The sequence below is a fragment of the Microlunatus sp. Gsoil 973 genome, from assembly GCF_009707365.1.
GTDB lineage: Bacteria > Actinomycetota > Actinomycetes > Propionibacteriales > Propionibacteriaceae > Microlunatus.
The window spans coordinates 4,581,634-4,600,523 of the sequence record NZ_CP046122.1; the positions used below are offsets into that span (position 1 = coordinate 4,581,634).

The 18,890-nt window shown below is 68.4% G+C and carries 15 protein-coding genes; 10 read left to right on the plus strand and 5 right to left on the minus strand.

The window, feature by feature from the left end; all coding sequences use genetic code 11:
• Positions 1-26: 26 nt before the first annotated feature.
• The gene (locus GJV80_RS21485) at positions 27-1,238 is read right to left on the minus strand and encodes an IS110 family transposase (RefSeq protein WP_154689646.1); all 1,212 of its coding nucleotides are present in this window, start codon (positions 1,236-1,238) and stop codon (positions 27-29) included.
• A gap of 1,262 nt (positions 1,239-2,500) precedes the next feature.
• The gene (locus GJV80_RS21490) at positions 2,501-2,764 is read right to left on the minus strand and encodes a hypothetical protein (RefSeq protein ID WP_154689647.1); all 264 of its coding nucleotides are present in this window, start codon (positions 2,762-2,764) and stop codon (positions 2,501-2,503) included.
• A 21-nt stretch (positions 2,765-2,785) separates the two neighbouring features.
• Here GJV80_RS21490 and GJV80_RS21495 point away from each other — a divergent pair, with 21 nt between their 5' ends.
• The 9 genes from GJV80_RS21495 to GJV80_RS21530 all read left to right on the plus strand — a co-directional run bounded on the left by GJV80_RS21495 (position 2,786) and on the right by GJV80_RS21530 (position 10,266).
• Entirely contained in the window at positions 2,786-3,904 is a 1,119-nt protein-coding gene (locus GJV80_RS21495) for a hypothetical protein (RefSeq protein WP_154689648.1), read from the plus strand.
• A 42-nt stretch (positions 3,905-3,946) separates the two neighbouring features.
• Positions 3,947-4,381: a phage tail protein gene (locus tag GJV80_RS21500; protein WP_154689649.1), complete on the plus strand. Its 435-nt coding sequence runs from the start codon at positions 3,947-3,949 to the stop codon at positions 4,379-4,381.
• 1 nt (position 4,382) lies between these two features.
• Positions 4,383-5,174, plus strand: a complete 792-nt coding sequence (locus GJV80_RS21505) for a LysM peptidoglycan-binding domain-containing protein (protein WP_154689650.1) — start codon at positions 4,383-4,385, stop codon at positions 5,172-5,174.
• Positions 5,171-6,958, plus strand: a complete 1,788-nt coding sequence (locus tag GJV80_RS21510; protein WP_154689651.1) for a VgrG-related protein — start codon at positions 5,171-5,173, stop codon at positions 6,956-6,958. The genes GJV80_RS21505 and GJV80_RS21510 overlap by 4 nt, the downstream gene beginning before the upstream one ends.
• Before the next feature lie 46 nt (positions 6,959-7,004).
• Entirely contained in the window at positions 7,005-7,286 is a 282-nt protein-coding gene (locus GJV80_RS21515; protein ID WP_154689652.1) for a PAAR domain-containing protein, read from the plus strand.
• Positions 7,259-7,723, plus strand: coding sequence for a GPW/gp25 family protein (locus tag GJV80_RS21520; RefSeq protein WP_230207919.1), 465 nt, complete (start codon positions 7,259-7,261; stop codon positions 7,721-7,723). Before GJV80_RS21515 ends, GJV80_RS21520 begins: the two co-directional genes overlap by 28 nt.
• Positions 7,724-7,725: 2 nt before the next feature.
• Positions 7,726-8,496 carry a putative baseplate assembly protein gene (locus GJV80_RS24385; protein WP_230207920.1) on the plus strand — a complete coding sequence of 257 codons (771 nt, stop codon included), beginning with the start codon at positions 7,726-7,728 and terminating at the stop codon, positions 8,494-8,496.
• 405 nt (positions 8,497-8,901) lie between these two features.
• Positions 8,902-9,675 (plus strand): putative baseplate assembly protein, encoded by a 774-nt coding sequence (locus GJV80_RS24390; protein WP_230207921.1) that lies wholly within the window; start codon positions 8,902-8,904, stop codon positions 9,673-9,675.
• Between the two features lie 6 nt (positions 9,676-9,681).
• Entirely contained in the window at positions 9,682-10,266 is a 585-nt protein-coding gene (locus tag GJV80_RS21530) for a phage tail protein (protein WP_154689653.1), read from the plus strand.
• On the opposite strand, the gene GJV80_RS21535 is transcribed toward GJV80_RS21530, so the two are convergent.
• Together GJV80_RS21535 and GJV80_RS21540 are read right to left on the minus strand one after the other, a co-directional pair.
• On the minus strand, positions 10,238-12,952 hold the full coding sequence (locus GJV80_RS21535) for a BTAD domain-containing putative transcriptional regulator (protein WP_154689654.1): 2,715 nt from the start codon (positions 12,950-12,952) through the stop codon (positions 10,238-10,240). The two genes, GJV80_RS21530 and GJV80_RS21535, sit on opposite strands and share 29 nt — an antisense overlap.
• A gap of 21 nt (positions 12,953-12,973) precedes the next feature.
• Positions 12,974-15,193, minus strand: a complete 2,220-nt coding sequence (locus GJV80_RS21540) for an NlpC/P60 family protein (protein ID WP_154689655.1) — start codon at positions 15,191-15,193, stop codon at positions 12,974-12,976.
• A 270-nt stretch (positions 15,194-15,463) separates the two neighbouring features.
• Here GJV80_RS21540 and GJV80_RS21545 point away from each other — a divergent pair, with 270 nt between their 5' ends.
• Positions 15,464-18,145 (plus strand): Hsp70 family protein, encoded by a 2,682-nt coding sequence (locus tag GJV80_RS21545; RefSeq protein ID WP_154689656.1) that lies wholly within the window; start codon positions 15,464-15,466, stop codon positions 18,143-18,145.
• On the opposite strand, the gene GJV80_RS21550 is transcribed toward GJV80_RS21545, so the two are convergent.
• Positions 18,114-18,848, minus strand: coding sequence for an SDR family oxidoreductase (locus tag GJV80_RS21550; protein WP_154689657.1), 735 nt, complete (start codon positions 18,846-18,848; stop codon positions 18,114-18,116). The two genes, GJV80_RS21545 and GJV80_RS21550, sit on opposite strands and share 32 nt — an antisense overlap.
• Positions 18,849-18,890 lie beyond the last annotated feature (42 nt).

Consider the following 18,890-nt stretch of genomic DNA (forward strand, 5'->3'; position numbering starts at 1 on the left):
GGCGCCGAGGAGTCTCAATGACGAAGTCAAGCTGCGTTGATGGCTTTTGTTGGGCTGGTGGGAGTCCAGGTGCGGTTGTCGCGGAGCAGTGCCCACAGTACGTTGACGCGGCGTCTGGCCAGGGCGATGAGGGCTTGGATGTGTCTGAGGCCTTCGGCTCGTTTCTTGAGGTAGAAGTCCCGATTGGGGCCGTCGCGGATGATGCTGGATTGAGCCGAGAGGTAGAAGACCCGGCGCAGTCGGCGGCTGTATCGGTTGGGTCGGTGCAGGTTGTTGGTGCGGCGCCCGGAGTCACGTGGAACGGGTACCAGTCCGGCAGCGGATGCGAGGTGGCCGGCGTCGGGGTAGGCGTTGAGGTCTCCAGCGGCAACGACGAACTCAGCGGCCAGCATCGGTCCGATGCCGGGCATCGAGGTGATGATCGCGGTTTGGGGATGGGCAGCCATCGTGGTCTTGATCTGTCCCTCGAGTCGACCCAGTCGGTCATCGAGGTTCAGCAGTTGGGTGGCGAGGTCGGCGATGATCTGGGCGGCGATGTCTTGTCCGGGCAGGGTGGTGTGTTGGGCTGCGGCCGCCGCCAGTGCAGTCTGGGCGACTTGGGCGGCATTGCGGACACCGCGCTTGCTGAGCCAGGATTCCAGCCTGTTTTGTCCACGGCGCCGCAGTGCGTCGGGGATTTGGTAACCGGTCAGCAAGACCACAGCACCTTGGTGCGAGGAATAGTCGAAGGCCCGTTCCAGTGCGGGGAAGACGCCGGTCAACACATCGCGCAGCCGGTTGACCAAACGGACACGGTCAGCGACCAGGTCGTTGCGATGGGCGGTCAGCAAGCGGAGCTCGGCGACCAGTTGCGCGTTGACCTGGACTGGGGCGAAGTCGTGCCGCAGCCGGGAGGTCTCAGCGATCACGAACGCGTCGCGGGCGTCGGTCTTGGCTTCACCGCGGTAGCCGGCTGTCATCGCGTTGACCGTGCGGCCGGGCACGTAGACCGTCTCTTGGCCATGAGCCGCCAACAGCGCCAGCAGCAGCGTCGAAGAGGTGCCGCTGATGTCGACGGCCCACGACACCCGCTCAGCCAGCTCCAGCGCTGTCGCGATCGCATCAAGAATCGCTGTCTCGTCGTTGACGATCTTGGCCGACCACACCTGCGTGCCGCTCTCATCCACAGCAGCGGCCCAGTGGTGAGCCTTGCCCACGTCGACGCCGACCCACACTCGAAGTCTTCTTGCTTCCAACATGTGCTCCTACTGATCGGTCCTGGTGGTGACACGGCCCGTGGAACACCCCGCCGACATCTCCGTAACCAGCGACCTACCCGCACGTCTCAATCAGCAGTCAGGGTGCCCCGCGGAGCCGGGCGGCCACTCCTCGGGAACGAACGAGCGCAAGAACTGATCAGCCACACCCGGCACCACAGGGCCACCTATCAACTTACGGAGAACTGATCATGAAGTGGCGTTGGTGGCCGTTGCGCGACGCGCGCCCCGACCCGGTCGCGGTGTCCCGGTCGGCCCCGGCCGTTGATCATCTCTCGGGCGCCACCCCCGAGCCGGCTTGGTCCCGGTTGCCGACCCTGCAACGCGCGGTACCGCTGCAGTTGCAACCGGTCGCACCGCTGGACCGATTCACGTCCGGCCTGACCGCCTATCGGAACCCCAGCATGTTGGGTGATCTCGGGCATCTGGTCGATCACAGCGAGCCGTCGGGATCGGTCAGTGGGCTCGCCGTGCCCAGGCGGTCACCCGTCCTACCGTCCGGATCCGGCGACGGGGAAGAGCACATCGCAGAGACGACACCGCCCAACGGTGGCTTCACGGTGCAACGCCAGGAGGTGGTTGCGGACTCGTTCAGCGCCGTGCCGCGCGAGGCGGCACGCGATGACAGCCCGGACGAGCGCCAAATCCCTCGCACCCCTGATGATCACGCGGCCACGGAAGATCATCCGCCGGTGAGCCGGTCCGACCCGATGCGCGCCCTTCAGCGCACCATCGAGTCGTCGGTGCCCGCAGGCCAACCGCCCACACCGCCAACCGTTCCGCAACCGATCCCCGCCGGGCCGGACATCGTGGCCCCCGGTCGACCGGACGCCGACCCGACTCCAGCGCCTGCCACGGAGCCCGATGGAACGGCGCCGCTCAGCGGATTCGCAGCAGCGATCATGGCGATCACCGCCGACGAGTCGGTTTCCCTGGACGCTGTGCGCCGGCCGGCGATCCCGGAAGTCCCTCCGGCCGTCCAACGGTCGACCCTGGCCCCGGCGAGGGCCTCAACGCCGGTCTCGACATCGGCGCCGGCACCGCCGTTGCCGTCCACGCCACAGTTGACACCACGACCGACACCACGGCCGACACCGCGACCAACGCCGCGGCCTCCGTCGGTCGTCTCTGCGACCTCCCCTGCGGTCCCGCTCGAACCGGCGCCACCGTTGGGCTCGGAGCCCGTCGTGGGGGGATCGACCGCGGATGGGGCTCAGGCAGTATCCGACTCGGCAGCGGTGCCGCTACGGCCGATCCCGGTCCAGCGCATGCCCGCCGGCAGCAGGGGTGGCACAGTCGACGGTGGTGATCAGCTCGACCATGATCTCCTCGACCATGATCAACCTGTCCATGATCTCCTCGACCATGATCTCCTCGACCATGATCAACTCGATCACGCTGAACTCGATCACGCTGAACCCGACCGGCATCATTCCGATCGCCATCACTCCGATCGCCAGCACTCGGCCTCGGAACAGCCCGACCGGGATCGCGTCGTCGGCGGCCAACAGCCCGTCACGCAGCCCGTCGTGGCGCGCCTCTGGTCGCAGACCCCACCGTTGCTGCCCGAGTCCCGATCGCTGCTGCGTGGTTCAGCGCCTTCGAATCTGCCGGCTCCCGCCGCGCAGCGGATCAGCTATCGGCAGGACCAGGTCGCCGCCGGCCGTCGCAGTGATCATCCCGATCACGGACGCCCGGTGCCAAGTCCCGACCATCCGATGCGAATGGGCGACGCGTTGAGCGGATCCGGGCCATTGGCCACGCCACTGTCGATCATCCCGCCGGTCCAGCGGTGGACGCCACAGAGTCCACCAGCGGCAGCCGCATCGGTCATGAACCGGTCGTCCGACCCGCTGCAGGTCGACCCGATGCCGATCGAGCACATCCCGATCGAGCCCATCCCGATGGACCTCATCGCCGAGGAGCCAGTGTCCGCCGAAGTCATGCCCGTTGCACCGGACCCTGACGACGGCGCGATCGGCGGGAGCTACACACCGCTCACCTCGACGAGCTTCGAGATGCCGTTGCCGATGATCACCCCGGGTGCCAACGGCCCGGCGATAGGCAACTCCTTGGCGCAGCAGACCGGCCGGCACACATCGGGCCCGACGACACCACACCTGCAACGCAGCTGGGCACCGAACCCGACGCCGTCCCGGCCGATCAGCCCCGGCCCGAGTGCCGTGCAGCAGGCCGGCCCTCATCCGGGCGAAGGTCCGGACAATCTGCTGACCGATCCGATCCGGGTCGTTCGACCGAAGCCGGTGGAGGTCGCCCCTCCGGCGCCGGTGCAGCGCAGCGGACCGATGTCCTTCGACACCATGTTCGGCAGCTACGCATCGGGACCCCGACAGCCGGACCTGCCGGTGCAACGCGCCACCGAGGTCTCCCGGACCGACGAATCCACCACGGCACCAGGCTCCGGGGCTCCGCGATCGGCGACCGACGAGTCGGCCTCCCAACCGGCGCCGATCTCCGCACCACCCACTCCCGGTCTGCCGGCTTCTGCACCGCCCGCGGCGGCAGGCACGACCGAAAGCGTCGACGAACTGGCCCGGCGGCTCTTCGAACCGCTGTCCGCCCGGATCAAGGCCGAGTTGTGGCTGGACCGGGAGCGCGCCGGCCTGATCACCGACGTCCGATCATGATCATCGATTCGGCCACAGCCACGAGCAGAGCAGGGAGGGACCGTGACGACGAGCAACGCTGATCCCGCAGTGAGCGTGTGTTTCACCGTCAGGATCGACGACGACGATCTTGGCTACTTCAACAGCTGTGACGGGCTGGGCTGCGAGGTGGTGATCGAGCAGCGCGAGGAGGGCGGCAACAACGGCTTCGTCTGGCAGCTGCCAACCCGGATCAAGTACTCCACGATCAAACTCTCCCGCCCGGTGGGCGAGGACAGCGACAAACTCACCGCCTGGCTCGCCGGCTTCGCCAACGGTGTCAGCCGGAAGACCGCCACGATCGAGGCACGCCGCGCGGACAAGTCGGTGGTCGCCACTTGGCACCTCGACGGCGTCATCCCGGTGCGGTGGAGCGGACCGAGCCTGAGCCCCGAATCGCCCAAGATCGCCACCGAGACGATCGAACTCGCCCACCACGGTTTCCTTCCGGGGGCATGAGATGAACCAACCGATCGCCTTGATGACCGGCGCCGGCGGATCGCTCCCCAAGCCCGGCGACCAGGGTGCGAACGGCCAGTCGTCGAAGGATTCCTCCTCGATGCAGCGCGCCAATCTGACCCTGTACGACGCCAAGGGTGCCGCGGACGGCGGTGGCAAGCCTGGTGCCGAACGCGGCAAGGTTCCCTTCCAGTTCAACCCGAAGGAAGTCACCATCACCAAGACGGCCAAATGGGAACGCAAGACCGCCAAGGGCGCGAAGACCGCCGGCCCGCCGGAGTTCTCGGGATCCGAACCCTGCAAGCTCAACGTAGAGATGTTCTTCGATGCGACGAACAATCCCAACGGCTCGGTCGTCGCCGCCGTGGAGCAACTGCTCTCCTGCCTGGTGCCGACCGAGGAGAGCGCCGGGCAGAAGAAGCCGTCGCCGCCGTTGGTGGTGCTGCACTGGGGCGCCATCTCCAGCTTCCCCGCGTTCGTCACCTCGGTCACCGCGAAGTACACGCTGTTCAGCAGCAACGGCACACCGATCCGGGCCAGCTGCGCGGTACAGATGGAGGAGATGCCCGGAGCGCCCTGGCGGCAGAATCCGACCTCCGGCAGCCACGACGTCCGCCGGGTGCACCGCACGATCGCCGGTGACTCCCTGGCCTCGATCGCCTACACCGAATACGGCGACCCGACCCGCTGGCGCGCACTGGCGCGCTACAACGACATCGATGACCCGATGCGGGTCCCCAGCGGTAGCACCCTGCTGCTGCCCACCCCCGAAGAACTGGCGGCCGTCGAATGAGCATCAGCAGCACCTTCCTGGTGGAGATCGACGGGCAGCCGCTGCCCGAGGATGTGACGCCGCTACTCACTGCGGCCGTCGTCGACGACAGTCAACGGCTGCCCGACCTGTTCTTGCTGCGGTTCCGTGACCCCGGGCGGGTGGTGATCAGCAAATCCGGTGCCAAGGTCGGCTCCAAGGCCAAGATCAGCGTGCTGACCGCCGATTCGCAGACTCCGGCGGAGTTGATCAACGGTGAGATCACCGCGCTGGAGGCCGAGTTCGACAGCACCGGGACCTTCACGGTGATCAGAGGCTACGACCCGGCGCACCGGCTGTTCCGCGGCCGGCGGACGGTCAGCTACGTCCAGGCCACCGCCTCCGACATCGCCACCACCATCGCGCGACGGGCCGGTCTCGCCGTGGGCGAGGTGACCTCGACGACCACCGTCTACCCGCAGCTCAGCCAGGCCGGCGAGACCGACTGGGAGGTGCTCGAGCGGCTGGCCCGCGACACCGGGTTCGAGGTCGCGGTCAGGGACCAGAAGTTCACCTTCGGCCCGCCGACGCAGGCAGTCGCCGCGCCGGGCGCATCGGCCGACGCCGCCCGCAATCCGCTGGTCCTCCAACTGGGCAAGGATCTGCTGAGTTTCCGATCGGTGATCAGTTCGGCCGAACAGGTCAAGGAGGTCGAGGTCCGGGGCTGGGACATCGCCACCAAGAAGGCGCTGAAGGCGAACGCACCGGCGCAGACCACCAGCGCCGAGCTGACCGCGGTCAGCCCGGCCGACCTGGCCAATGCCTTCGGCGATCCCACCCATGTCGCCGCGTCGGTGCCCTACCGCAGCCAGGCCGAGGTGGACACCGCAGCCAAGGCGCTGGCCGAGGAGATCGCCGGGACGTTCGCGGAGTTCGAGGCCACGGCGCGCGGCAATCCGCAACTGCGGGCCGGGGCGGCGATCCGGATCGACCAACTCGGGGACCCGTTCGACGGCAAGTACGTCCTGACCCGATCCCGGCACCAGTTCGACCCGACCACCGGCTACACCACGGCCTTCACGGTCAGCGGCCGTCAGGACCGCAGCCTGCTCGGCCTGACCGGAGGCAGGAGTCGCGTGCCACAGGCTCCGCCCGGCGTCGTGGTCGGCGTGGTCAGCGACATCCAGGATCCGGAGAACGCCGCCCGGGTCCGGCTCACCTTCCCGTGGCTGTCCGACGACTACGTCAGCGACTGGGCACGGACCGTTCAGCCCTCGGCCGGTGCGGACCGCGGCTGGACGGTGCTGCCGGAGGTCGGCGACGAGGTCCTGGTCAGCTTCGAACAGGGCGATTTCGGACGGCCGTACATGATCGGCGGCCTGTTCAACGGTCTCGACACACCACCCTCCGGGCCGGTCGACCTGGTCGACTCCGGAAGCGGAGCGGTCAACCGGCGCTCGATGGTGTCCCGGAAAGGGCACCGGCTGGATCTCCTGGACTCCGACCGCTCCGAAGGCATCCGGATGGCCACCTCGGACGACAAATTGTTGATCTTCCTGGACAGCACCCAGACCACGATCACCGTGCACGCCGATGGCAAGGTGGCGATCGAAGGCAGCAAGGGCATCAGCATCGACGCGGCCACCTCCTCACTCGAACTCAAGGGCGGCGACATCTCGGTCAAGGCGACGAACGGCGTGAGCATCGACGGCGGCCCGTCGCTGAAGCTGACCGGGGTCAGTTCGAAACTCGAGGGCAGTGCCACCACCGAGATCAAGGGTGGCTCGTTGTGCTCGGTGTCCGCCGCAATGGTGAAGATCAACTGAGGCTCGCAGCAGACAGTGATCACCGAACGCGAGGAAGGAGATGATCATGCCGATGGCAGCACGGGTCGGTGACCCGACCGGGCATCCCGGGGTGATCGGCCCACCGGGCGTGCCGACGGTACTGATCGGCGGAATGCCCGCGGCAACGGTCGGCACTCCGCACATCTGTTCCTTCCCGCCACCGGCGGTGCACCCGCCGTCGACGATCGTTCCGCCGGGATGCCCGACCGTCCTGATCGGTGGCCTGCCGGCCGCCCGGATGGGCGACATGGCAGGCTGCGGTGCCCCCATCGTGATGGGGTGCCCGACGGTGATGATCGGAGGTTGATGATGGACGTCGACTTCGTCGGCGCGGGATGGTCGTTCCCGCTTGGCACCGACGCGACCAACGGCGTCGGCCTGGTCAGAGGAGAACGAGAGATCGAACAGGCGATCCGGCTGATCCTCGGCACGGCCTGCGGGGAGCGTCCGATGCGTCCGGAGTTCGGCTGCCGGATCCATGATCACGTCTTCGGTCCGGCGACCAGCGCAACGGCCGGCCAGATCGCCTACGACGTGCGGATCGCCTTGGAACGGTGGGAGCCGCGGATCGAACTGCTGGACGTCTCGGTCAGCTTCGAGGCCCTGGAGTCGGGAACCGTGTACGTCGACGTCGGCTATCGGGTTCGCGGCTCCAATGATCCCCGAAACCTGGTCTTCCCGTTCTACGTCATCCCCGACGAGCGTGCCGCCGATGACAAGCTTGCGATCACGAAAGGCACCTGATCATGTTGCCCGCCCCGAACCTCGACGACCGCCGGTTCCAGGATCTCGTCGACGACGCCAAGCGCCTGGTCCAGCAACGCTGCCCGTCGTGGACCGATCACAACGTCTCCGATCCCGGGGTGACGCTGATCGAGGCGTTCGCCCAGATGGTCGACCAGTTGATCTACCGGCTGAACCGGGTCCCGGATCTGCACTACATCAAGTTCCTGGAACTGATCGGCGTCGAGCTGCGGCCGCCGGCTGCCGCCCGGGGCACGGTCACCTTCTGGTTGGCCGCGCCGCAGCCGCAGCCGGTGCTTGTCCGGGCCGAGACCCAGGTCGCCACCGCCCGGACCGACGTCAGCGAGCCGGTGGTCTTCTGCACCAGCCGCGACCTGAACATCCTGCCCTGTTCCTTCGCGCAGGCGGCGGCACAGACCAACGGTGCGGCTCCGGTGAACACCACGTCCGCGCTGGCCGGGCCGGCCGGGTTCCGCTGCTTCTCCGACACGCCGAGGCCGGGCGATGCGCTGCTGATCGGACTGGACAACGCCGTACCCAGCTGCGCGGTCACACTACGGATGGAATGCGTGGTGTCGGGACGCGGCGTCGATCCGAAACGGCCACCGCTGGTGTGGGAGGCGTGGACAGACGACGGATGGACCGAATGCGAGGTTGACTCCGACACCACCGGCGGACTGAACAAGGCCGGTGACGTCGTGCTGCATCTGCCGGAGAACCACGCTGCGTCGATCCTTGCCCGGGAACGGGCGGCTGGCTGCGCTGCCGGTTGATCGACGCACTTCCCGACCAGCCGACCTATGTGGCCTCGCCGGTGATCACCCGGATCGCTGCGTTCACCATCGGTGGCACGGCCCCGATGGTGCATGCCGAGGTCGTCCATCACGAGGTGCTGGGCGTCTCGGACGGCACCCCCGGGCAGCGGTTCGGCCTGCAGCGCCGGCCTGTGGTCCAGTCCGACCAGCCGGGCAGCGTCGCCGTGATCACCGACGGTGATGCCGGTGCCGGCGAACAGACCTGGCATCAGGTCCAGCACTTCGCCCAGTCGGGTGCCGATGATCAGCACTTCCGGGTCGACCCGTACGGCGGCGAGGCCCAGTTCGGGCCGGCGGTGCGGATGGCCGACGGCGATCTGCGGCATTACGGCGCCGTGCCGCCGAGGGGGAGCCGTGCTCCGGATGGAGTCCTATCGCACCGGTGGCGGGCGGGTCGGGAACGTGGCCCGCGGTCACGTCGTCGTGCTCAAGACCAGCGTCCCCTATGTCGCCCGGGTGATCAACCGCGTACCGGCGGTAGGTGGCGCGGAGGGGGAGTCGTTGGACGACGCCCGGATCCGCGGCCCGCTGTTGTTACGTTCCCGGGGCCGCGCGGTCACCGCCGACGACTTCGAGCAGCTGGCCCGCGACGTCGCGCCGGACGCCGCCCGGGTGCACTGCATGCCCGAACCCGATCAGCCGGGCGGGGTACGGGTGCTGGTGGTGCCGCAGCTGGTCGGGGACGAGGTCGGCCGGATCGAGCGGCCACATCTCGACCCGCCTCCGGCCATGTTGCAACGCATCGCGGCCACTCTCGACGCCCGCAGGTTGGTCGGTACCCGGCTGATCGTCCAGCCACCCGACTACAGCTGGCTCACTGCCGTGGTCCGGGTGAACGCCCGGTCGCGTTTCGATCCTGCCCAGGTGCGGCTCGACGTGTTGCGAGCGCTGTACGGGTGGTTCGACCCGCTGACCGGCGGACCGGACGGCACCGGGTGGCCGTTCGGCCGCTCGGTCCAGGTCCATGAGGTGAATGCCGCACTTGCCCGCATTCCGGGAGTCGACATGTCCCGCGACGTCGAGGTGACGCTGTATCCGGCCGATGCGACGCGTCGCCGTGGTGGCCAGGTGCAGCGACTCGACCTGCCCGAGACGGGCCTGGTCTATTCCTTCGACCACCAGGTCAGGGTCGGGTGACCGACGATGCGCGGCTCTGTTGACGGACTGTCCAACCCTGCTCCACTGGCCGATACCCTGCCGGCCATGCTGCGGGCGGACCCGTTCGCCGCAGGTCTGTGTCAGGGACTTGACGAAGTGCTGGCGCCCGTGATGCTCAGCCTCGACTCCTTCCCGGCCTATCTCGACCTGGACACAACGCCCGACGACATGCTCGCCTGGCTCGGCGGGTGGGTCGGGCTGATCAGCGAGGAGGACGAGCTACCGGCCGGCGGCGATCCGGAACGGCTCCGTTCGCTGCTGGCCTCGGCACAGCAGTTGCACATCCGCCGGGGCACCCGCTTGGGCATCGAGCGGGCGGTCAGCGCCGAACTGGACCTGCGTTGCGAGGTGCTGGAGACGGGTGCCGCGAGTTGGGCCGCCGAACCGGACCAGCCGCTGCCCGAGGGTGAACTGTCCGCGGAGGACGTCCCGACCATCGAAGTCGTGGTCTATCCGAGCAACGGCAGGACGGTCGACCTGCCACGGCTGGAGGACGTCCTGGAAGCCGCGACGCCGGCGCACGTGCGTCGGCGGGTCCGCGTCATGCCGGCAGACCAAGATCAGCCCTGACCCGGGCGTGCCCGCGGTGGCTGATCTGGGCCCCGCTGTGATCACCGGCACGCTGCTGCAGGCTGATCAACAGCCGCCATGCCGGATCGCTGTACGGATCGAGGTCGATCGATCGCCGGGCGACCCGGATCGCTGTCGCCAGATCGCCCGAGCCCGCCGCCTGGCGCGCGGCGTCCACCGCGACCGAGGCGGCAAGGATTCGCAGCCGGTCACGTTCCTCGACCACCCATTCGGCCGGACCGACCTCCGGCAGCAGATCCCCGCCGTACAACTCCAAAGCCTCCAGGCGGGACCGGAGTGCGCGATCGGGATCGGCGGCCTCGAACCGAGCTGCCTCGGTCACCAAGGCCTCGAAGCGGCCGAGTTGATCATGTGCGTCGGGCAGTCGGAGCGCATAGCTGTCCCCGCGCCGACATATGCCACCCTCGCGCAACCCGGCAGCGACCAGGCACTGGCGGACACTGGACACCGCCACCTGAAGGCTCCGGGTGCCCGACGTGGCACCGGCATCGGGCCACAGTCTGTCGATCAACTCCTCCCGATGCACCTCCCGGCCGCACCGACCGGCCAGCAACATCAACAGGGACTGTGCCCGGGGCCGCAGTTTGCGCCATTCGATCTCGACACCGTCCACCTGCAGGGAGAAGCCACCCAGACAGTTCAACGCGATCATCGGCCGTTCCTTGATCATCGGCGCTGCCGGCAGCAGGCCGGGCAACTCGACCAGCAGCGCGTCCAACCGGCGGTCGGCAACCCATCGTGCCACCATCGGTGCACCGAGCGCGGCGGCCTGGCGCACGGCCGCGTCGAGCATCTCTTCCGATCGGGCCTGCCGGCCGGCCCTGCGGTGGACCGCACCCACCACGCAGCCCAGCAGGCAGGCACCCCAGGGATCCTCGTTGCTCTCGCACTCGATGATCACCTGTTCGGCGGCGGTGATCCTGGCCTGATCGGGGTGATGCACCAGCAGCACAGCGGCCTGGAGCCCGCGAGCCATCCGGGACAGCCACGGCTGTCCGGCGGCGTCGGCGTCCAGCACGATCTCGTCGAGTTCGATCAACACTGTGTCCACCGGTTGCTGCCCGACCGCAGCGAGTTGACCGAGCAGCCGGACAGCGAGTTGTTCGCTGCTGTCCGGAGCCGCGTGGGCTGCAGCAAGATCAAGTTCCGGCAGCGCGGTACGCCGATCTCCGGCCAACAGCGCGGCCACACTGCGGGCGATCGGTGTCGACACGGGTTCGCTGTGCCGGCCGGGATGCAACACGTTCCGTAGTTCCGCCGAGACCCGCCCGGCCCGGTCGGAATAGCCGCCCCAGGTTCGCTCCGCCCGGGACCCGCCGGATTCCGGCAGCCACAGCGTTGCGACCGCTCGTTCGGTGGCGCACCGGCGATGGAAGTCCGGGTCGTCCAGCAACGACTCCGCCTGGCGGTATGCCGCGACCGCCTTGCCGATCCGGCCGTTGCGCAACATGCGCCGGGCAGCCGCCAGGGCCAGCATCGGGTCGTCCGGGACCCTGGTGAGTCCGATCGCTCCGCGCAGCCCGTCGCCGGTGGTCGGCGCCGCAGCGCCCAGCTGGGGCGCCAACCGTCCCACCGCGGTCCAGTCCTCGGCACGGGCATACGCGCGAACGGCGGCCGAGATCCGGCCGGACCTCTCCAGCAACTCGGCGCTGCGGGCGTAGACGGCGCGTGCGGTCCGAGTGCCGAGTTCGTCGACCAGGACGACTTCGAGATAGGTCTGCAGCACCTGGTGATAGCGATAGCTCAGTCCGCCGTCGATGCTGGTGGTGAAGAACTGCTCCGTCTCCAGCTCATCCAGCACGGCCGCGCTGCCGTCGGTGTCCAGCAACGCGTCGCAGAGTTCTCCGGTCATCACACCGAGCGTGCAGGTCTGCAACAGGAACCGCCGGCGTTGCGGGGAGAGCCCGCCGAGTACGTTGCGTGCGAGGTAGGACCGGATCAGCCGGGAGCGTCCGCTCAACTCCTCGACGGCGCGCTCCCGGTCGGGTCGGGACAGTCGGCTGGTTGCCAGGTGGAACAGTTGCAGGCCGGCCGCCCACCCTCCGGTTCGACGGGTCAGTGCCGCAGCCGCTGACGGAGACATCGGGTGGGCGTACACGGCCCGGAACAGCTCCTCGACCTCCCAGGACCGGAAGCGAAGATCATCGCTGTCCAGTTGCACCAGGTCGCCGGAGACCAACAGCCGTGAGGTGTTGATCAATGGTGGACGCCGCCCGGCCATCAGCACCCGCACGGCCTGTGGTCGCAGTTGGAGGAAGCGCTCCAGGGCGGACTCGGCGGTCGTCCCGGAAAGCTCGTGCAGATCGTCGATGACCAGAACGACCTGCCGGTCGGCGATCGTCTGCAGGTTGGTGATCAGGAGGCTCAGCGATCCGCCGGCGCAGTCGATGATCTTGTCCTCGGCCAGTGCCGTGCCGAGTGCTGCGGAGAGATGACGGACCAGCGCGGATTCGTCGTCGTCCTCGGCGGCGGCGCGATACCAGGCGCTGTGTTGCGCCGTGCCGGCAACATTGCTCAGCAGCGTGGTCTTGCCCGACCCGGCCGGGCCGAGGACCAGGCCGAGGTGGGGTCCCAGCGGATCGGTCAGTCGCCCGACAAGTCGCTCGCGGACCAGACCGCGCTGCTCAGGGCGTCGGATCTTCTCGCCGAAGACGACGGTCTCCATACCTGCTCCATGGTTGGGTGGTCACCATCCGTGGTCGAAGACGGAGCCGGGGTCCCCGTCGTTCACCGCGTCGGTGGTTCCGTCCTCGGTCGCGCCGGGCCCGAGCCCGTTGGCGACCAGGGGATTGAGGTGATAGCGCGCCTCGAGACCGTCGAGCAGTCCGTCGGAGTCGCTGTCGGCGTTCAGCGGATTGCTGCCGATAGCGTGTTCCATCGCATCGGACAACCCGTCATGATCACTGTCGGCTGCGTGTGGATCGGTTCCCAGCAGCCGCTCGATGCGGTCGGAGATCCCGTCATGATCGGAATCCCGATGAGGCACCCGCACGTTCTCGGCCAGCCTCCCGGTGCCCACCACGCCACCGACCCCGGCGATCCTGCCGGGATCACCGCCGGTCGCCAGTTCCTGGGCATCCAAGAGGTGATCACCATCGGTGTCGGGGGACAGCGGGTCGGTGTGGGTGATCATCGCCTCCCGCCCATCAAAGATCCCGTCGTGGTCTGTATCGGCCAGTCGCGGATCCGATCCGACCAGCTTCTCGAAGGCATCGGTCAGCCCGTCGTGATCATGATCAGGATCATTGCCGTCGACGCCCGGGAGCACGTCAGCGGGTGGTTGGGCCAAGGGCGCCGGCGCGTCGATCGAGAAGGTGTCGGCGTCCGGCAGTTGATCGGGGTCGACCGGCGGCTCGGCCGTTCCGTCGGAGATGCCCGGGATCAGACCGGCGTAGTTGAACCGGCCCTTCGCGGGGAACTCGCCCACTCCGTACGCGCTGCCCTTGGCTTCGATCGTCTTGCCGTTGCCGAGGCTGATCGCGACGTGCGCCTGTCCGGCGGGCAGCGGACCCTTGGGTTCCTCGGAGAAGTAGAACAACAGCGCACCGGGCGTCTTGAGCGCCTTGTCGACCGGAATCAGCATGTCCTTGGACTTCAGATCCATGTACTGGGCCTCGGCGATCCGGGGCAGTTTCACCCCGGCCTGATGGGCCGCCCACTGGGTGAGCGAGGAGCAGTCGAAGGCCTTCGGGTCGGGATTGCCCAACGACGGGGTCGCGCCGTACACGTAGGAGTCACCCGCCTGCGTCTTGGCCGCGTCGAGGAAGGTCCGCAGTGCGCCGTCGTCGGCTGCGACATCGGCTCCCGCCGCCGGGTCCGACGAGGCGGCCCAGGTCGGACCGGCGTCCGGCATCGGCACAGTTGGCGATCCGGCCGCCTGGTGCGCCAGAGCCGTCTGCAGGGTCCACCGCGGCACGGTCTGGGTGGCGGAACCCGTTGCTGTCAGGGGATCCAGCCGGCTGGCGATCTCGAACTCATCAGTCAGGCCGTCATGATCGGAATCGGCAAGGGTCGGATCGGTTCCGTGAGCGAGCTCCGTCGCATCGGACAGTCGATCATGATCGGTGTCGGCCGAACGCGGGTCGAGGTCGACCAGCGTCTCGATGCGATCCGGGATGCCGTCCTGGTCGGAGTCCCGGCCCGGGCGATTGACGTTGATCGCCAGTGGTCCGGCGCCGACAACGCCGCCGACGCCGGGCAGCCGGCCGGCGTCGCCTCCGACGACGAGTTCCGCCGGGTCGGTGAGTTGATCATGGTCGGTGTCGGCCGCCAGTGGATCGGTGTGGGAGACGACCGCCTCGTAGCCGTCGGACAGTCCGTCCCGGTCGGTGTCGGCGACGGTCGGATCGGTGCCGACGAGTTTCTCGAACTCGTCGGTGAGCCCGTCATGATCACTGTCGACCGTCGGCTGACCGTCGGGATCTGTACCTGCTGTGGCGGACTCGTCGACGGCTGCCAGCGGTCGGCCGCTGTCGATCTGGTCGTAACCGCCGGCATGCAGTGGCGGTGGCAGTGGCGCGCCGTAACCCGCGACGCCGCGTCCGTCGCCCTGGACACCGATCAGTTGCTCGACCTCGGGCAGATAGTGCCGGTAGTCGTGTGCCGTGCCCTTGTTGGCGTCGTGGGTGGTTGTCCACGGACGCATGTCGGTGCCGTGGTGACTGATCTGATAGGCGGCGCGGGCGTTCACCACGGGATCGGTGAGGTCGCCGAAGGTGTTCTTGCGGACGCCGCTGGCCACGTTGATCTGCCAGAGACCGATCGAGTGCTCACCCTGGCTGGCCACTGCACCCGTGCGGCCGGACGATTCGGCCAACGCGATCGCGGTCCAGGTGACCGCCTGGTGTGGGTCGAAGCCGGCCTCGCGTGCAGCCTGAAAGATCTGCTGTATTGACAACACAGGCATTGCCGGCACCCCCGACCCGCACCCGAAGACATGGGTGAGTCTATTCCCGCGGGCCGCCGTCGGCACCGGCCATTTCGGTACCGGCACCGATTTCATTCCGCGGTCTGACGGGCGCGTCGTTCGCCGGGATGATCAACTCCGGCAGCCGTTGCCCGAAGGGGCGGTTTCCCCTCCGGCCGCGCACTGGGCGGACTGCCCGGCCCTACCATGAGAGTGCCCGGACCGGCGGAGTCGACCAGCTGCGGACGGGCCGATCAGTGAGGCGCCGGGATGTCAGAACTTTCGCCGTCGAGTCGCCGGGACGCGCCGCAATCCGGCTCGTACCGACTCGGTGTCGACCTGGGCACCACTTATACCGCGGCGGCCGTCGACAACGACGGTACGCCGTCGATGGTGGGTCTGGGCAATCGTGCGCTGCAGATCCCGTCGGTGTTGTTTCTGAACGAGGACGGCGAATTCCTGGTCGGTGAGGCGGCAGAACGACGCGGACTCGCCGAACCCGACCGGCTGGTGCGGGAGTTCAAGCGCCGGATCGGCGATCATGTCCCGATCTTGGTGGGAGGTTCGCCGTACTCGCCGCAGGCGCTGACCGCCCGTCTCCTGCGCTGGGTTGTGGAGATCACGACCGAACGGATCGGGGCGCCGCCGGCTTCGGTCGTGTTGACCCATCCAGCCAACTGGGGGCCCTACAAACTGGACTTGTTGCGGCAGGCCGGCCAGTTGGCCGACCTCGAGGAGATCCACACCTGTCCCGAACCGCAGGCCGCGGCGGCACAGTACGCGAGCCGGAACCGGGTCGAGCCGGGACAGCGGTTGGCGGTCTACGACCTGGGCGGCGGAACGTTCGATGTCTGCGTCCTGGAACAGACCGCAGACGGATTTCGCATGCTCGGCACGCCGGAGGGGATCGAGCAGTTGGGCGGGGTCGACTTCGACGAGGCGTTGTTCCAGCAGGTGACCGCCTCGTTCGGCGGGCAGCTGTACGACCTCGATCCTGACGATCCTGCGGTGACGGTCGGCCTGACGCGGCTGCGTCGGGACTGTGTCGAGGCCAAGGAAGCGCTGTCGGTCGACGTCGATGCTGTGGTGCCGGTCGCGTTACCGGGACTGACGACATCGGTCCGGGTGACGCGGTCGGAATTCGAGGCCCTGATCCGGCCGGCGCTGCGGGACACCGTGGCCGCAACCAGCCGGGCGGTGCGGTCGGCGAGGCTGCAGCCGTCCGATCTCTCCGCGATCGTACTGGTCGGCGGCAGCTCGCGGATTCCGCTGGTCGGCGAGTTGCTGCAGCGTGAGTTCGGCGTGCCGACCTCGCTGGACACCCATCCCAAACACGACGTTGCGATGGGTGCTCTCCAGGCCCGACTGGACGTCATTCCGACTCCCCAGCCGACTCCCCAGCCCACACCCCAGCCGCAACCGCAACCGGTGCCGCAACCGGAGCCGGATCCCATGCCGGGACCGGAGCCGTCCCCGGAACCTGAGCCGCTGCCGACGCCCCAACCCGAGCCGCCGCCTCCCGAGCCGGAACCTGTTCCGCGGCCGGTCGGTGAACCGGAACCGATGCCTCGCCCGGAACCGCGACCGCTGCCGACGCCCCAGCCCGAGCCGCAGCCGCAACCGATCCCGGAGCCGGAACCGACGCCGCAACCCGAACCGATCCCTCCACGGCCGCCTGAAGTCGAGCCGGTCGACGCCGATGACCGCGCCCCGCGCCCCTCGATGCTTGACCGGCTGCCGCGGCCATCTCGTCGTGTGCTCATTGCAGGTGGCTCGGTGCTCGCTGCCGCAGCTGTGGTCACCGCAAGCATCATCGCGCTGAACAATCGCCCGAACGCTGGCGGCGGGTCCACCCTGCCCCCGCCCAGCACGTCGGCAGCCCAGACCTCTCCGTCGACTGCGTCGTCACCACCGTCATCGACCCGGCCCTCGGCATCATCAACCGGTCCGCCCGCCCGGGCGCTCCCCGCGTCCCGCGCGCTGGCCGGGACCGAGCTGATCGTTCCGATGGAGACCGCTGGCACCACGGAGCTGTACCTCGCGGACACCCGCAAGTCCTCACCGGTCAAGAGGTTGACACACGATGCCGGCGCATCGAGCAGCGTGATGCTCTCGCCGGACAGGAGGACCTTCTTCTACATCACCGGTCCCGACGACCAGAACCGCGACTACCGGATCGCCGCTGCCCGGAAGGGGGAAGCCGATTCCGACCGGTTCGCCGATCGCAACCCGGTGTGTGCCGGTGGCTACTTCCGCGGGGCGTGGAATCCCGTCGACCCCACCATGATCGCGGTCCCGTGCCGTGCCGCAAACGGCGCGTACGGGCTGTACCTGATGCGCACCGACGGCACGATCATCCGGCCGATCGCCATCGGAACCGGCAACCGGGCCGACGATCCGACCTTCTCACCGGACGGTCTGCAGCTGGTGTACTGGGCCGCGCCCGGCGACAGGGGTGGCGGTGGCGGCCTGTTCAGCGCGCCGATCACCGGGGATGGCGCTCCGCGACAACTGACTCCCGTCGGCAGCAACGACGCGGATCCGGCGTTCTCACCCGACGGCTCGACGATCGCCTTCCGACGCCGCACTGCCGGGAACTCCGACATCTACACGATGCCTGCCGACGGTTCCGGACGCCCGGTCCGGATCATCCACACCGCCGGCGACGACCAGGATCCGACCTGGTCGCCGTCGGGGGAGACAGTTGGCCTACAAGAGCGACGCGCGGAGCAGCTATCCCGGGCCTCGCGTTCCACGGATCTGGATCGCCGATGCCGACGGCAGCGGCCGGCATCTGCTCTGGACGTCGGGTGCTCCGGGAGCCCAGACGGCATCGGCCTGGAGCCGCCGCTGATCCCTGTCGATGCGAGTCAGCCCGTTCGGCCTCCGACTCGTCAACAACCCGTTCCGCCCGAGGCCCTCACCACTTCACCTGCCCACCGGCGTCGATGAACGTCCCGGACGCGTCGCCGGTACGCAAGGTCGCCGCCCGGGCAATGATGTCGGCAGCCTCGTCAGGGGTGACGGGTGCCTGATCCCTGTTGCCGGGGGCGAGATCGGTCTGTACCCAGCCGGGGCACACTGACGTCACCTTGATCGAGGTGTCCGCCAGCGCCTTGGCCAACACGATCGTGATCGCGTTGAGAGCCGCCTTGGAGGACTGATAGGCCGGCACGACCATCGGGTGCCACGGTGAGTTCGGATCGGTCTGATGGGCGAATGAGCCCATTGTGCTGGAGACGTTCACGACCCGCCCTGCCGGGCTCCTGCGCAGGAGCGGTAGGAATGCTTCCAGCACCGCGACCGGGCCGAGAACGTTTGTGGCGAAGGTCTGCTGGAACATCGCCAGGTCGAGCGCCTCCTTCGGGTCGGCGTTGGTAGCCTCCGGCAGGATTCCCGCGTTGTTGATCAGAACGTCGAGCTGCCCGAAGCGCTCGGCAACCTCGGTGGCGGCGTCCCTCACCGATGCGTGGTCGGTGACATCCATGATCAGGCCGCTCACCGAGAAGCCCTCGAGCGACAGCCGGTCCACCGCCTCGGCCACCGCGTCGCGCCGTCGAGCGGCAAGCATCACATGGTCGCAGTCCCGGCCGAGCCGTCGAGCAGTCGCCAGTCCGATGCCCCTGTTGGCACCCGTCACGAGTGCGATCTTCACCATCAAGTCCTCTCATCATGCGTCGCGACCGTCCTGGTGAAC